Genomic DNA, 15,167 nt, shown 5'->3' on the forward strand with positions numbered 1-15,167 from the left:
TGCTCACTTACTTAGTGTGATTAGTTTAACGTCATCATGATGTGAGCATATTGCCGCCTCTCTAAGCCTACAAGCTATAAACTAGCGCAATAACTCCCAAGCAAGCACTAGCATAACTAGACCTACAATCCCCTCAAGTACCTTCCAAGTATGGGCCTTTTTGAAGTAAGGGGTTAATAATCTTGCGCCATAACCCAAACTAAAGAAAAACACCACAGAAGCCATGGCCGCACCAACTGCAAACCAATGTTTATTTTCCCCGTACTGGGTGGATACCGAACCTAGCAGTACCAAGGTATCAAGATACACATGCGGATTAAGCCAAGTAAACGCCAAACAAACCAGTAAGGTTTTTCTCAAAGAAGCAGGGGCGCTACCCATTGGATCTAAGGTGTGTTTATTATTAAAAGCCGACTTTAAGCTGCCAATGCCATAGACGATTAAAAACAGGGCTCCGGCATAGCGTGCCACCACTTCCACTTGGGGATGGGCGGTCACCACTATGGAAAAACCGGCCACTCCCGCCGAAATGAGTATCGCATCAGATAGGGCGCACACTAAGCAGACCCAAAACACATGTCTTCGCAGTAAGCCTTGCTTTATTACAAACGCATTTTGCGCTCCTATGGCTAAAATAAGAGAAAGGCCTATAGAGAACCCAGCAACAAAAGCAGACATATATGACTCCAGTAAATATATAACAGAGGGATAATTTATAAGTTGGAATAGACAAGGCCATGATGAACAGTAGGCCGATAAATGAAAAAAGAGCAAACTCAATAGATTGAGTTTGCTCTATATGCCCACAAGAAAAAAAGCAATGAGCGGTATTACTTCTTCCCTTGCTATGACCTAATAACTTCGATTTTTAGGGATAATCAAACTATTACGTCGAGATGATGAATGTCAATCTGGCGGAAGAGTGTCATTCATCCGGGCGATATACTCATTTAAACAGTCACGATTTAAATGAGTATTAGACTAAAAACTAGCTACAGTTCACGACCGAGGTCATGAGAAATAATAAGAGGGATGCAGCTAGCCTTCAGAATACTTTTGCTAGACTCGTTGCACTTACGCTCGTTTTGCTTTTAGTGCTTCGTCTACAGCTACAGCAAGTGCTACTGAAGCACCTACCATTGGGTTGTTACCCATACCGATGAAGCCCATCATTGCTACGTGAGCAGGTACAGAAGAGCTACCAGCGAACTGAGCATCAGCATGCATGCGACCCATAGTATCAGTCATACCGTAAGATGCAGGACCTGCAGCTACGTTATCAGGGTGAAGAGTACGACCTGTACCGCCACCTGATGCTACAGAGAAGTATGATTTACCTTCGCGGTTGCATTCTGATTTGTAGATACCAGCAACTGGGTGTTGGAAACGTGTAGGGTTAGTTGAGTTACCAGTGATACTAACATCAACACCAGCGCTACGCATGATAGCCACACCTTCACGTACATCATCAGCACCGTAACAATCAATTTCGCCACGAGGACCTTGAGAGAAACGACGACGTTCTACTTCTTTTAGCTCGCCAGTATCGTAATCAAATTGAGTTCTCACATAAGTGAAACCATTGATACGAGAGATAAGGTAAGCCGCATCTTTACCTAGACCATTAAGGATAACTTTTAATGGCGTAGTACGAGCTTTGTTTACGTTAAGTGCGATTTTGATTGCACCTTCTGCTGCTGCAAAAGATTCGTGACCAGCTAGGAATGCAAAACAGGTGCTTTTTTCGTCAAGAAGACGAGCGGCAAGTGCACCGTGACCGATACCAACTTGACGTTGATCAGCAACACTACCTGGTTTACAAGATGCTTGTAGACCTTTACCAATAGCATTAGCTGCTTCAATAGATGATTTGCTATCTGTGAATAGAGCGTAAGCTGTACCAACAGTGTAAGCATCAACCGCACTTTCAAAAGCGATAGGTTGAGTTTCCATTACTTGTTGACGAGTATCGATACCAAATTCTTTACAATAAGCAAATGCTTCTTCTAAAGAGTTCATGTTCATTTCTGCTAGTAGAGCTTGAGTTGCGTTGTTCATGAGTCAGTCCTCTTCGCTTATTGTTGACGTGGGTTGATAGTTTTAACAGCTTCATCGAAACGACCGTATTGACCGCTTGCTTGAGCCAATGCTGTTTCAGCATCAACACCAGCATCGATAGCTTTCATCAACTTGCCTAAGTTCATGTATTGGTAACCAATCACTTCGTCATTTTCGTCAAGGCCCATTTTAGTTACATAACCTTCAGCGATTTCCATGTAACGAACGCCTTTAGCTTTAGTTGAGTAGCTAGTGCCCACTTGGCTGCGAAGAGTTTGACCTAAGTCTTCTAGTGCTTCACCAACTTCTAGACCGCCATCTGAGAATGCTGATTGAGTACGACCGTAGGTAAATTGAAGGAAGATTTCACGCATTGCTACGTTAATCGCATCACACACTAAGTCAGTGTTCATCGCTTCAAGAATCGTTTTACCAGTAAGAATTTCTGATGCCATAGCTGCAGATTGAGTCATACCAGAGCAGCCGATAGTTTCGATTAGAACTTCTTCAATGATGCCTTCTTTAACGTTAAGAGTCAGTTTTGCAGCACCTTGTTGAGGCGCACAACCGCCCACACCGTGGCTTAAACCAGAGATAGCAATAACGTCTTTAGGGTTAATCATGCGGCCTTCTACTGGGATTGGAGAAGAAGCGTGTAGGTCACCGCGTTGAATTGGACACATTGATTGAATTTCGTTTGTGTAATGCATAGTGTTTTCCGCTCTAACAAATGAATTAAGTTCGAGAAAACAGTGTTGGGAATCATTGGGGCGAAATAATATAAAACACCCCACTAAACCGAGTGCCAACATAGGCACAAGTTACAATTATCCTAAGATAATCAACACTGCTTTCGATTTTAGTAGGAGTCATCAGCCAAGAGTTTGGCGGTTAAATAGGTGGAACTCCATCACCTGTTTGATTAGGTTAGGCTTATGCAAAAGGGAAGACAATGTATACCTACGCAACCTAACTTTACAGATATGGGATAAGATTCACACTAAAGTTTGCGATAGAACAAACAAATTCTTAAACTATATAAATATCAAATACCTAGTGACAAGAGTTAGGGCAAATCGTCATTTAAAGACAGGTCTCGCGCTCTTAGGGTAACGGTCACTAATCCATGATCACTGGCCATGCGGTCTATGGCATAGATGGGGTTAACCAAATGCGCATCTGCGACTTGGTAATCACTGACCTCATACAAACAAGCGGCACTATTGCGATCAAACTCTTCGGACAGCAACACATAGTCAAGAACACTGCCTTTGGCCCCATAATAATGAGTAGCAATAAACGGCGTCGCTTCCACCATTAAGGTTTTGGCGTCTTGTAAGGGGCTAGGTACGCCTTGAGCCTCTTCTATAAAACAACAAAATTCAGCGCTGTGCAAGGTTCGATTAAAGTCCCCTACCAATAATTGCGGATAACCCAACTGGCTTTTTCGTTGGGCTAAAAACGCACTCACAAAGCGTGCTTCTAAACCTCGTTGCATGGTTGAACGCCAACGCTCCACGGACATTAATGTATCGCTCCGTTGTGAAAGCTCCATTGGCCGTTGAGACTTAAAGTGCACCACCACCACATCTATTTTGCCTAAATAGGGAAGCTCTACTACCGCATGTATAGGTGTTCGGCTAAAAGCAAAATCCAATTCGTTAACGGCCTGAGACTCTCCTTGCACTGCTGTCACAGATAATAATGGGTAACGGGAAGCAATCCCCACCACGGGCTCGGAATGGATAAAATCGTCTTTGATAACAGGCGTATCCACACAGGCAAAGTAGTTATAGCCTAATGTTTTTAACTGTTGCTGCAATTCATCAGGGCTAAAGATTTCTTGAAAACCGATGATATCTGCATCACTGCGCTCTATTTGTCGTGACAACCACTGCTGTTTATCTTGCCACTGCTGCCTAGTATAAATATTTTCAAACTCATAATAGGCTCCTGGGGGGGCCAGATAATTAAATAGATTGAAGGTACTGATCTTAAATTGATGCGCTAACAAAAGGGTCACATCCCTATCTACGGCTATATGCTCGTGTCCAAGATAACTCAAGTTACTGGTTTCAGCGAGTTTCATGGAGTATCTTAAAGCAATATTTAGGCTCAAGGAGAACCCAATATGAAGTACGCCAAACTTGGCAATAGTGGACTTCAAGTATCACGTGTCTGTCTAGGCAGTATGACTTGGGGGGTGCAAAACACTCAGCAAGATGCGGATCAACAAATTCATTATGCCTTAGAACATGGGGTAAATTTCATCGATACCGCAGAAATGTATGCCATTCCTGCCACCCCTGATACCTATGGCAAAACAGAACAAATTATTGGTCACTGGATCTCAGCCAATGCCCATAAACGCCAAGATGTGATTATTGCGAGTAAAATTGCCGGTCCAGGTATGCACTGGGTCAGAGATGGACAACCCATCACAGGTGAAGCTGTGATTAAGTCAGTAGAGGACTCTCTCACCCGTTTGCAAACGGATTATATTGACCTCTACCAACTGCATTGGCCAAATCGAGTGTCTCCCCATTTTGGTAAGCAGTGGCCCAATACATTTACCTTTGATGAGGTGGATGTAAGCGCCCATCGCGCACAAATGCTGGAAATTTTGCAAGCCCTTAACGAATGTATTGTGGCAGGTAAAATTCGCCACTGTGGCTTGTCTGATGAAACCCCTTGGGGGATCAGCACTTATTTAGAGTTGGCGCAGAAGCACAGCTTGCCAAAAATGGTGTCAATCCAAAATGAGTTTAGCCTCCTTTGTCAAAAAGACTGGCCTTATCTTATTGAGCACTGTCACCACAATGATGTGGCTTACCTGCCATGGTCTCCTCTTGCCACTGGGTTGCTTACTGGTAAATACGCCAATAATGCACGCCCGCAAGGCACTCGCTGGAGTTTAATGCAACCTAAGAGCATTTATAGAAACACGGAGTTTTCCCAGAGTGCGGCGGCGCAATACTGCGAAATTGCCCAACAAATTGGCATCACTCCAGCGCAATTGGCACTGGCATGGTGTAACCAAGTACAAGGCGTCACCTCAACCATTATTGGTGCCACCCACTTACATCAGTTACAAGAAAATATCGCCGCTTTTGATATTGAGCTCGACGAGCAAACCTTGCAGCGCATCAATAAGGTCACCCAACAATTCCCGGCGCCTTATTAACTATTAATATCGAGTACTGGGCTTGGCCCAGTCTATAGACTTTATCGAGTACAACGTCATGAGTGTTCCATCTTTACAACAACCCACTATGCCAATGCCACCGGCAACACAAGCGCCACCAAGCTCTTCAAATCGGCTTATATTGACTATTTTGGCTATCGTATTAACGATTATCGCGCTGTTTAATTTAATAGATCAATACACCTTAGTTAAGCTTGATGACGCCATAGAGCAAGCGGCCATCGCTTTTGCTTCGGTGCGTAGTATTCACGCCATTATCTCGGTACTGCAAGGGACTGAAGTGAGCCTGCCAGTATTGACCTTTAGTGTAGGCGAAGTCCTATCACCGGCCACCGACATACTGCAATCCACATCGGGAGTATTAACCACTGCCCTCGCCTCACTGGGATTGCAACGTATTTTATTAGAAGTGTTTACTGCCAAATTGGTGAATATCACCATTGCCATAAGTGCTCTCGCCTACATAGGAACCCTATGGTATCAGCCAGTCACTAATTTGCGTCGCTACGCACAGCCGCTGTTTTTTATCCTTTGTTTCACTCGCTTTTTACTGGTCGGTACCTTACTGCTCAATAGCGTTGTTGATACCTTATTCCTCAATGAGCAAACCGAGCAAATCACCCAACAAACGGATTTAATTGCCACCGATTTTCACCAGTTACATCAAGAGTTGTTAAGTGAAAAAGGAGAGGATAATACCAACGATGATAGCTTTTTAGGCAGCGTGAAACAGGCTTTGCATACTGTCACCGATGGCTATAATGACGCCAAACAAGAAATACAGAAAAACCTCGAACAATTACAAAGTAAAACGGAAACTTTAGTGGTCAATCTGCTGACATTGATTGCCATGTTTGTGCTAAAAACCATTTTGATCCCCATCGGCTTTTTACTGTTACTTAAAAACCTATACTGGCGACTGATTAATCGACTGCCAACCATTTAACTATTAACACTGCTTGGGTCTATCCCTAGCAGTGTTAAACGTAAGTTAACCTGCAACATCAGAAGCCACAGCGACTTTGCTCGATTGCCTGCGCCAGCGGATGGGCATTAAAGGCACCACAATCATCGCAATCCCCATCACAGTTAATGCGTCTGGGATCTCATCAAACCACAAAATACCAAATAGGGTCACAAACACTAAACCGGAATATTCAGCCAGCGCAATTTGACTAGCCGGTGCTTTTTTATAAGCGATAACCACTAAAGCGTGATAATTCAATACAAATATATTAATTGCGGCAATCCAAAACAGGTGATGCCATTGAATGCTTGCCCAAGACGGTAAAGCTAATAATAATGCTCCGGGAATGGTCAGTACTGTCGTCCAAAATAAGGTCGATATTACCGACTGCGCTGGAGGAAGGCGCTTAATTAATATATTACCCACCGCCATTGCCAGTGCACTACCTAGGGCGATAATCGCAGCCCAATGAAAATGCTCTGGCCTTAATACCACTAGCACTCCGATAAAACCGATAGCGGTGGCCAATACCTTTTTGGTGGCCGGCCTCTCTTTTAAAAACAACATCGACAGCGGCAACATTAGCAAAGGGGCTACATAAAACATGGCATTGGCAGTCGCTAAAGTTAAATGGGTAATGGCAACCATAGCGCAACCACTGCCAATAAGAATGAACTGAGCGCGCCAAAAGTTGACTTTCCCACAACCGAGCATTCGCTGTTGTTTAGGCAGTTTTAACCACAAAGGGCCAATAATCAGTAAGCTCATCATTTGACGAATAAACACATACTGAAAAGTGGGCACTTCCCCATTGAGCACTTTCAAAGAGACGTCAGAGAGGGAGGCTAAGAAATTAGCTAAAACTAACAGTAGAATTGCCTGAGTAACCGTTTGAATGCGCATAGTGGCCTAAAAAAGAGTGATAAACAAAAGACGCGCGAAGATAGCAGTCTTTTGTCAAGAAAGCCAATTTGTATGACAAGTGTCGCGTATAGCAATCACAACAAAAGCCCCTTACTTTACCCATGGGCTATGATAAAGTGCGCGCATAGATAGCCATGAGACGAATCCTGAGTAGCGAACGCCCGATGAATAGCAAACGCCCCATAAAAAATAGCCAACAGACGCCAAAGAAACCCGTTAAAAGTGGTCTTCATCCTCGTAACAAACATCATGGTCGCTACAATATCGACGCGTTAGTTAAAGCGTTACCTGCACTGAAAAGCAAAATCATTCTTAACCCTAAGGGTGAAAAAACCATCAATTTTAGCGATGCTGATGCGGTGCTAACGCTTAATAAAGCCTTGTTAAGTCACCATTATCAAGTGCGTATTTGGGATATTCCTAAAGGTTATCTGTGCCCTCCGATCCCAGGACGTGCGGACTATGTGCATCGATTGGCCGATCTATTAAACAACACCGATGATGCAATAAATGTGTTGGATATTGGCACTGGAGCAAGCTGCATTTACCCCATTATTGGCGCAACGGACTATCAATGGCATTTTACCGCCAGTGATATTGATCCGGTATCCATTAAAGTGGCCAGCGAAATTGTCACTCACAATCCGCATCTAAGTGGCAAAATCACCCCAAGATTGCAAAAACGTGCTGACGCCATCTTTAAAGGCATCATCCAAGAGGGCGAGTATTACCATCTCACTATGTGTAACCCTCCATTTCATAAGTCACTGCAAGAAGCGCAACTGGGTAGCAAAAGAAAGAGCGAAAATTTGGCCAAAAACCGCACCAAACGAGGCTCAACAAAAATAAACCGCGCCTCTCCATCACAGGCGGACAAACCCACTAAGCTAAATTTTGGCGGGCAAAAAGCGGAATTATGGTGCCCGGGAGGGGAAGAAGCCTTTATTAAAAACATGGCGCGAGAAAGTGCCGACTTTAAACAGCAAGTAGGTTGGTTTAGCACTCTTATTTCCAAAAAAGAAAACGTTTCTCCCATGAAAAAAACACTGGCTCGTCTTAACGTCGCTGAAGTGAAAGTGGTGGAAATGTCTCAAGGGCAAAAAATCAGTCGCTTTATTGCTTGGCGTTTTAATTAGCCAAACAAGCTAGCCATGGTTATCCGCAAATTCGGCTTGGCATCGCACCCCTACCGATAACTCCTCTGCGTCATTATTGAGTGAAACGGTCACCGCAAACGTATTACTGGCGGCATCGATCACAGGGTCGATAATCGTGACTTTACCTTGATAAACGGTGTCTGCTCCTAACGGGGATAAGTTCACCGTTTGGTTCTTGACGATTTGTCCGTATAACTCAGCGGGTAACACCACTTCGGCATGGATGGGATTGAGGGTCGCGATACGCAAAAACGGTTGCTCATCGACAAACTCACCGGGATCTTTAATACGCTCGATAACCACCCCAGAAATAGGACTGCGAGTTTGTCTTTGACTCAATCGCACCTTCGCCTCTTTTAATTGAAAGGCCGCTAAGCGTTTCTCGGTGAGCATTTCATCTTGCTCGTTATCTGAAATAAGATTCTTGCGAAAAAGATCCGCATTGCGTTCCACTTTGCGATTGGCAAAATCCAACTTCGCCTTAACCGTATTTAACGCCGCGACTTCCAATGTCGAGTTCAGCTTCATGACGATTTGCCCTTTCTTCACCCGATCCCCACGGTTTACTCTGATCTCTTTGATAATACCTTGCACTTCGCTACTCAGTTCAACATCTGAGCTGGGCTCTAATAAACAACTCAATGGCGAAACCAAAGGCAAGTGATCTTGATTGGCTTGTGTTGTGTGGGCGACAAACAGCAGTGCACTTCCTAACATCCATGTTGTACAAATCTTCATTATTTACACCTAATTTTGCGAAAACGACATTACATCCTGTTGTTGTTCGTCATGTTTTAATAATTGCTTACGACCCTGTTGCTGTTGCTGTTCAAGTCGTTTTTGACAGCAACGAATGCAACTCAATAATAGTTTATTTTTCAAATATTTGGGCAGTGGTATTTTAACAATAAACCTCATTACTCTTGCCCAAGGCGGGGTGATGATCGGCTCTTCTAAACACAATATAAATTCCACGCTCCCCCTATCCCCTTGTCGAGCACAGCGCCCTTCTAATTGCCTATCCACTCGGGAAGAATCGTGCAAGCCTGTGACGATGACATGTAAGCCTCCGGCCGCTTCCACGGCACTATCCAACTTAATGTCGGTTCCCCTACCCGCCATACTGGTGGCTATGGTCACCTTACACGGCAGGCCGGCTTGTTCTATCACCGTAGCTTCCCCTTGGTCTTGCCGAGCATTGAGCACTTGATGTTCAATACCTAATTGGGTTAAGTGCTCTGATAATGCCTCGGAATCCTTTAGGGATTGTGTGCCGACCAAAATAGGTCGCTCACTGTGCTGTGCAAAGGTTTCAATGCGCGTAGCAATGGCATCCCATTTCTGCGTTTCGTTCATCAAGACACTCGGCTCATACTGCGTTCGCTGACTCGGCTTATGGGTAGGGACATCCACCACAGGCAACTCATACACTCGCCAAAACTCACTCTTTACTTCTTGAGCTGTCCCTGTCATTCCTGACAGGTGATGATATAAGCGAAAAAAGTGTTGGAAGCTAATACTGGCAAGCGTCACTCGCGGATCGCTGAGCTCACACCCTTCTTTTATCTCAATGAGTTGATGCAGGCCTTGCTGCCAAGTTCTATCAGGCATACGTCGTCCGGTATGCTCATCAATAATAATCACCTTCCCCTCATCCACTAGGTAATGCTTATCTCTGATAAAAAGGTGCTGGGCACTGAGGGCTTGCTTGACCAACTCCAAACGGCGAGTGCGGGCATGCCATAAAGCGCTCAGCGTTTTGCTTGCTTGTTCAATCCTTTCCTCACCCATAGGAGTAAACTCAATCTGCTTGGATGGGCTTTGAATTACAAAATCTTGTGGCTGGAGCAAGGTTTGTGCAATGGCAAAGGCCTGAGCATACATAGCTTGTTGCTCGGGATTAGGACTGCTGTCACCAGAGATCACTAGCGGGGTACTGGCTTCATCCATAAACACGCCATCAGCCTCATCGACCACAGCGAAATGCAGACCACGTAACATCAGATTTTGCAGGCTATCATGAGCAGAAGAAGGCAGTGTTCTCAGGGCGTGTCGGTGTAATGGGTCCGATAGTTGATTGAGTAGGATCCCATCTTTTAGGTAATCAAAAGCCAGTTCGTTATTGGTGCAATACACTATATCCTGCGCATACTGCTGTTTTCTCTCGGCTACGCTCAACCCTTGGATCACGACCCCGACACTGAGCCCTAACCTGTGGTAGACAGGCATCATTAGCTCTGCATCTCGCTGCGTCAGATAATCGTTCACTGTCACCACATGGGTAGGAATATGAGTAAGCGCGGCCGCAGCCACCGGCAAAGTAGCGGTTAGGGTTTTACCTTCTCCCGTTTGCATTTGTCCAATATTGCCGTGCAAAATAGCCAAGCCACCCATAAGCTGGCTATCAAAGTGCCACATGCCCAACTCTCGCCCTGCCACTTCACGAATCAGCGCAAACGCCTCTATTGTTAATGAGTTGCTTAGGCCATGGCGCAGCAGAGACTGCTTTACATCTGCGATTTTTGAATCCAGTTGTTGCTCGGAAAGCTGTCTATAGGGCAAATCGCGTTTTTTTATGGCCCACAACAGTGGCTTATACATCCACACCGTCGCCCGTAAAGGGCGAGTGCCATAAGCGGTTAATGTGCGCCACCAGCGCTCCATGCGCTTTTGCGTATCCACCACTCGTTGCGGACGCTCTAATACACTACTGGGTCGTCTTTGGGGGCGTTTATACATCAAACTGCCTCAACAATAACCGCCTCATTGAACGATACCAACGATAGGCGATGGGCTCAGCGTCATGCTCAAACAGAACATGTACCCTTTCATCAAAACGTTTAATGGGGGCATTGCTGCTGTCTAATTCCACGCGAAAATAGCTGTTGTAGCTTTGCATTTCCGACGTGCTGTTAGGATCAAGTGCAATGAGTCCACCGCCTTCGGTGGCTAATACCGAACTGGGCAGAGTATGTGTGGAAGAGGGGATCTGCCTGATTATCCCACTGGCGTAATGTTGATCCGGCTGTGAGGCAAGCGTGAGCGATACGGCACGAGTTTGCTGTCTCACTCTATCGATATCGTCTTCAGAAATCATCGCCGCCAAAGGTAAACTGGCAAAATCCACCACAAAACCGATCACTTCACCACGATTGTAGTAGCGCCCTTGTTGCAACTGCCTATTGGCAAACACAAAACGGCCTGCGCTGGGACTCATTACCTGTAAATGCTGCAGTTGACGAGTAACGTGTTGATACTCTTGTTTAAGATAATTTAATTCTTGCAATAAAATCTCTGACTCGGTGCGATTATTAATACTGGCCTCAAAACGCAATTTCGCTTCTTCAAATTGAGCCTTGAGCACTAACTCTCTGGCTTGCAACACAGGAGAATGAAGCTCAATTAACGCTTGTCCTTGAGTCACCGTATTGCCATCCTCCACCCTTATTTGCTCCACAAAACCATTACTTTGCGCGCGCACATAAGCATGCTGAGGAACATAAATCACCCCTTGAGCATAGGTTTTATATGGCACAGGCAAATAAAATAGCAACCAAGCAATACCGGCCAGCAGCCCAGCACTACCTAAATAGATATACACACTTTTTGTTCGCATAAGGGGATCTTGTCTTGGTTTTACAATGACTTTAATAACGGGAATGATCAAACTGCTCATCACTGACCAAATGGCCAATACAATACCGATAATGAAATACTTACTGGCAACAAATAATGAAATAGCCACCATGACAAACAATCTATAAACGTATGACACCACAGCATAAAACGCTAACCAGAATGATTCCGAGCGGCTGTAAGCATTCGTTCGCACCGCACTAATACGAAATAGATGTCGCTTCACTAAATAGCCAACTTGGGCATTGCCACGAGCGGCTAAATTAGGGATCTCAAGATAATCGGCCAGCACATAGTAAGCATCAAACCTCAGTAAGGGATTACCATTAAAAAGCAGGGTTGAAATACCGCCAATTAACATCATATTGTACGCTAGCGCTCGCACAATACCGGGTTCCACCAAGGCCCAAACAATCATGGCTAAGGCCGCAATTAACACCTCGGCCAATACGCCGATGGCTCCTACTATCATGCGCTGATATTTATTGCTAAAAGAAGAAGCAGCCGAGGCATCCACATAGGGTACAGGAATAAAAATAAGTAGCATCACCCCCATTTCATGCACTTCCCCTCCCCAACGTTTTACCGCCCAGCCATGCCCTAATTCATGGGCTAATTTAATGACAGGATAAACCAGCGCCATCAAAAACAGGTTTTCTAACCCTAACACTTGGTCACTTAAATTATGGGTTAATTCGGTCCAATGTAAGGCGGCTAATCCTGTAGCTATAACCACCACTACCAGCCAGCAAAAGGCTCCAATCTTGGACAGTAAGCATTGCGCCACCCATGTGCTAGCGGCGAGAAAGCGTTCGGGATCAATTAAAGGAATACGGACACTTAAAGGGGATTTTAACTGTTGCAGTAGTTTCTTGGTTTGCTCGCTCTCATGGCGCCGATGCAGGTGCTTAATGCTCGGCAGCACATTGGTTTGCACGACATTCGCTTTGTTTAGTTGTCCCACTAGATTAATCACTTCATCTTGGGTCGGTAGCTCTTCTTTTAACTGCTCACACGCCAACTCCCAAACCTGCTGTAAGGTGCGCTCGCCGTTCATCAAACCGATGAGTTGATACGCTTGAGGGGTAAAACGTTGAAATTGTCCGGTAACATGATCTTGCAACACGTACCACACTTTACCTCGGTACACATGGCGATGAATATCTGCGTGCTTGCGAATGCGAACCTTAAGATCTGACACTTTATACCATGATGGGCTAAACAAGGTTTGAGACATATGCCTACCCCCACCAAGACCATGCCTGAAGTCTCAACCACTCCATCATTTCTCGAGTCCAAATGTGCACTACAAGACGCTCATCAATGGCTACTTTTCCCACGCCCTCCATTCCGGGTTGCAGTTGCTCATTAATATCACTCAGTTGTGCTTCTACAATAAAGTAGCTCGCGCCATCTTTAGCCTCGGTAACAGGGGTGAGTTTGCTAATGGCAAATTCAAATCCTTTTTCCGGTAACGCGGAGAGATACAAGGTGCCTGATTGCCCCAGTTGAATATCAGAGATACGACTTTCTGGTACTTGCAACTTCACTCGGTAACTGTCTAAAGGGGCGACCTCCAATAACAGATCCCCTTTAGTAACCGCACTGCCCAAACGTTGGCTTAAATCGCCACTGACCACTAAGCCATCATAGGGGGCAACAAGACGTCCACGTTCAATTTGGCTTTCCACTAACGCTAATTGCACCTGCACTTGTTTCTCTTGTGCGCTTAATATATTTATCTTGGCTCTATCTCTCACCGCTAAGGCCTCTAGCCTTTGGCGCACCAATTTACTCTCTTCGCTCAGCCACTTTAAACGCTCTAAACGTAAGTCGCGATCATCCATTAAGATTAAGGATTCCCCGGCGATGACTTTATCTCCAGCGCGCACCATGGCTTGATTAATATACCCATCAAAAGGGGATACTATGGCCCGTTGTACAGCGCTTTCAATTTGCGCATCTGCAGACAGTTTATATTCACCTGTGGTGGTCGATAAAAAGTATCCCATTATCATTAAACTCATCACCAGCAACTTGCGCCCTAAATACTTTGGCCCTAACAGTCGCATTAACTGCCTCTTAGTACCGTCAGCGCACTTAACCAACAAAGAACGGTCGTTGATTCGCTTATCTTCTAATGTGGGGAGAATGAGACTCGCAATACTCTGGCATAACTCCGACTGTGCCACGCTCCATAACTGGTCAGGTTTTCCCTCCACCACTAAAGCGCCATAGGTTTCTCCGCGTAAAAACAGCGGTATGGACATGACACCAATATCCCCTTGGCTGGCCGACAAACTGGCATGCGCTTGAATAATGGCCTGCTGTTGCTGGAGAGATTCGGGGTAACGGATAATTTTCCCTTGGTCTAAACACTCATCCATCACCCGTTCAATTTGTCGAACGTGATTCATCTTTTTGCCGAACTGGGCACTGTGGGAGAGGTGTTTAAGGTGGGTTCGTTGTTTCTTATATTCACCTAAGCTGACTCGGTCACAATTGAGCAATACCGCAAGTTCCGTCACCATACGCACAGCAGAAGCGCCATAACTGGCCTCAGACAGTACCCGAGCTAAAATTTCAACTCGAGTAGCATAATCTTGTTGCTGTTGCTGGGCGCGCTCTGCCCGTAATTGATGCTCTACCGCCTCGATGCTGGCAGCGCTCCATTGCAAAAGCGTCAGAGATTGAGTCAACTGTGACTGTGACGTAGCGTGTATGGCAAAGGCGGAAAAGGCGATCAGTTGTGCTTGCTCATCCAGTACGGGAAACAATAAGCCAAACACTTCTCCCTTAATAAGATCATCAGCTGAATCTTGGCTCGTTAAGCGGCCCACTTGAGGTTGCGAGAGTTGTTTATGGCTGTCCGTTAAAGCGGTTAACTGAGAAAAAGAGGGGTGCTCTGGGTCAAGGCTTGCCACAGCAACAAGTTCATCGTCTATGGGCAGATAAACTACCGCTGACTGTACACCGGGTATCACCGTCCTATGTTGAGTTAGCCAGTGATGGTAATAATCATTTTGCGGGGAAGCGATGTCGGATAGTTCCTGCTCAGAATCTATGCCGAATTGTTGAACCATGTCGTACATCCTTGTAAACACAAAAGCGTAACCATATCCATATGGTTTGTGATTGCTCTACCGTCCACTCAGTCGTGAGCGGCATCCTCATACTCCATGAGAAAGCCGTGCCCGAAAGCACGGCCTTAATTTAAAGT

General features: G+C 45.3%; 12 protein-coding genes and 1 riboswitch. Of the genes, 3 read left to right on the forward strand and 9 right to left on the reverse strand.

All coding sequences use genetic code 11. The annotated features are described in order from the left end of the window. Positions 1-81: 81 nt before the first annotated feature. The 4 genes from OCU56_RS08785 to OCU56_RS08800 all read right to left on the reverse strand — a co-directional run bounded on the left by OCU56_RS08785 (position 82) and on the right by OCU56_RS08800 (position 4,147). Positions 82-678: a LysE/ArgO family amino acid transporter gene (locus tag OCU56_RS08785; RefSeq protein WP_261872856.1), complete on the reverse strand. Its 597-nt coding sequence runs from the start codon at positions 676-678 to the stop codon at positions 82-84. Positions 679-1,074: 396 nt separating this feature from the next. Beyond that, a complete protein-coding gene (locus tag OCU56_RS08790) occupies positions 1,075-2,058 on the reverse strand; it encodes a GGGtGRT protein (protein WP_261872857.1) in 984 nt (327 codons plus the stop codon). A gap of 17 nt (positions 2,059-2,075) precedes the next feature. Beyond that, entirely contained in the window at positions 2,076-2,768 is a 693-nt protein-coding gene (locus OCU56_RS08795) for an iron-sulfur cluster assembly scaffold protein (RefSeq protein ID WP_261872858.1), read from the reverse strand. 146 nt (positions 2,769-2,914) lie between these two features. Continuing rightward, positions 2,915-2,982, reverse strand: a riboswitch (Fluoride riboswitch). 142 nt (positions 2,983-3,124) lie between these two features. Beyond that, positions 3,125-4,147, reverse strand: a complete 1,023-nt coding sequence (locus tag OCU56_RS08800; RefSeq protein ID WP_261872859.1) for an endonuclease/exonuclease/phosphatase family protein — start codon at positions 4,145-4,147, stop codon at positions 3,125-3,127. Positions 4,148-4,189: 42 nt separating this feature from the next. On the opposite strand from OCU56_RS08800, the gene OCU56_RS08805 reads away from it, so the two are divergent. Together OCU56_RS08805 and OCU56_RS08810 are read left to right on the forward strand one after the other, a co-directional pair. Further along, positions 4,190-5,242, forward strand: coding sequence for an aldo/keto reductase (locus tag OCU56_RS08805; protein WP_261872860.1), 1,053 nt, complete (start codon positions 4,190-4,192; stop codon positions 5,240-5,242). A 58-nt stretch (positions 5,243-5,300) separates the two neighbouring features. Beyond that, entirely contained in the window at positions 5,301-6,209 is a 909-nt protein-coding gene (locus OCU56_RS08810; RefSeq protein ID WP_261872861.1) for a hypothetical protein, read from the forward strand. 45 nt (positions 6,210-6,254) lie between these two features. Here the strand turns inward: OCU56_RS08810 and OCU56_RS08815 are convergent, their stop codons facing one another. Further along, the gene (locus OCU56_RS08815; RefSeq protein WP_261872862.1) at positions 6,255-7,133 is read right to left on the reverse strand and encodes a DMT family transporter; all 879 of its coding nucleotides are present in this window, start codon (positions 7,131-7,133) and stop codon (positions 6,255-6,257) included. Positions 7,134-7,288: 155 nt separating this feature from the next. Here OCU56_RS08815 and rlmF point away from each other — a divergent pair, with 155 nt between their 5' ends. Beyond that, the gene (gene rlmF / locus OCU56_RS08820) at positions 7,289-8,290 is read left to right on the forward strand and encodes a 23S rRNA (adenine(1618)-N(6))-methyltransferase RlmF (RefSeq protein WP_390904833.1); all 1,002 of its coding nucleotides are present in this window, start codon (positions 7,289-7,291) and stop codon (positions 8,288-8,290) included. Between the two features lie 9 nt (positions 8,291-8,299). Here the strand turns inward: rlmF and OCU56_RS08825 are convergent, their stop codons facing one another. Genes OCU56_RS08825 through OCU56_RS08840 form a run of 4 tightly spaced genes read right to left on the reverse strand, consistent with a single transcriptional unit; the run spans position 8,300 to position 15,030 of the window. Continuing rightward, positions 8,300-9,049: an efflux RND transporter periplasmic adaptor subunit gene (locus OCU56_RS08825; protein ID WP_261872864.1), complete on the reverse strand. Its 750-nt coding sequence runs from the start codon at positions 9,047-9,049 to the stop codon at positions 8,300-8,302. Positions 9,050-9,058: 9 nt separating this feature from the next. Continuing rightward, on the reverse strand, positions 9,059-11,050 hold the full coding sequence (locus tag OCU56_RS08830; protein ID WP_261872865.1) for a preprotein translocase subunit SecA: 1,992 nt from the start codon (positions 11,048-11,050) through the stop codon (positions 9,059-9,061). Beyond that, positions 11,043-13,184, reverse strand: coding sequence for an efflux RND transporter periplasmic adaptor subunit (locus OCU56_RS08835; RefSeq protein ID WP_261872866.1), 2,142 nt, complete (start codon positions 13,182-13,184; stop codon positions 11,043-11,045). The genes OCU56_RS08830 and OCU56_RS08835 overlap by 8 nt, the downstream gene beginning before the upstream one ends. Positions 13,185-13,188: 4 nt before the next feature. Then, a complete protein-coding gene (locus OCU56_RS08840) occupies positions 13,189-15,030 on the reverse strand; it encodes an HlyD family efflux transporter periplasmic adaptor subunit (RefSeq protein WP_261872867.1) in 1,842 nt (613 codons plus the stop codon). Positions 15,031-15,167: the final 137 nt, after the last annotated feature.

This window comes from Vibrio rarus (assembly GCF_024347075.1).
Classification (GTDB): domain Bacteria; phylum Pseudomonadota; class Gammaproteobacteria; order Enterobacterales; family Vibrionaceae; genus Vibrio; species Vibrio rarus.

Bases quoted from the DNA above. Each gene is read 5' to 3' on its own strand.
- OCU56_RS08785 (WP_261872856.1), bottom strand. From the start codon at position 678: ATGTCTGCTTTTGTTGCTGGGTTCTCTATAGGCCTTTCTCTTATTTTA.
- OCU56_RS08790 (WP_261872857.1), bottom strand. From the start codon at position 2,058: ATGAACAACGCAACTCAAGCTCTACTAGCAGAAATGAACATGAACTCT.
- OCU56_RS08795 (WP_261872858.1), bottom strand. From the start codon at position 2,768: ATGCATTACACAAACGAAATTCAATCAATGTGTCCAATTCAACGCGGT.
- OCU56_RS08800 (WP_261872859.1), bottom strand. From the start codon at position 4,147: ATGAAACTCGCTGAAACCAGTAACTTGAGTTATCTTGGACACGAGCAT.
- OCU56_RS08805 (WP_261872860.1), top strand. From the start codon at position 4,190: ATGAAGTACGCCAAACTTGGCAATAGTGGACTTCAAGTATCACGTGTC.
- OCU56_RS08810 (WP_261872861.1), top strand. From the start codon at position 5,301: ATGAGTGTTCCATCTTTACAACAACCCACTATGCCAATGCCACCGGCA.
- OCU56_RS08815 (WP_261872862.1), bottom strand. From the start codon at position 7,133: ATGCGCATTCAAACGGTTACTCAGGCAATTCTACTGTTAGTTTTAGCT.
- rlmF (WP_390904833.1), top strand. From the start codon at position 7,289: ATGAGACGAATCCTGAGTAGCGAACGCCCGATGAATAGCAAACGCCCC.
- OCU56_RS08825 (WP_261872864.1), bottom strand. From the start codon at position 9,049: ATGAAGATTTGTACAACATGGATGTTAGGAAGTGCACTGCTGTTTGTC.
- OCU56_RS08830 (WP_261872865.1), bottom strand. From the start codon at position 11,050: ATGTATAAACGCCCCCAAAGACGACCCAGTAGTGTATTAGAGCGTCCG.
- OCU56_RS08835 (WP_261872866.1), bottom strand. From the start codon at position 13,184: ATGTCTCAAACCTTGTTTAGCCCATCATGGTATAAAGTGTCAGATCTT.
- OCU56_RS08840 (WP_261872867.1), bottom strand. From the start codon at position 15,030: ATGGTTCAACAATTCGGCATAGATTCTGAGCAGGAACTATCCGACATC.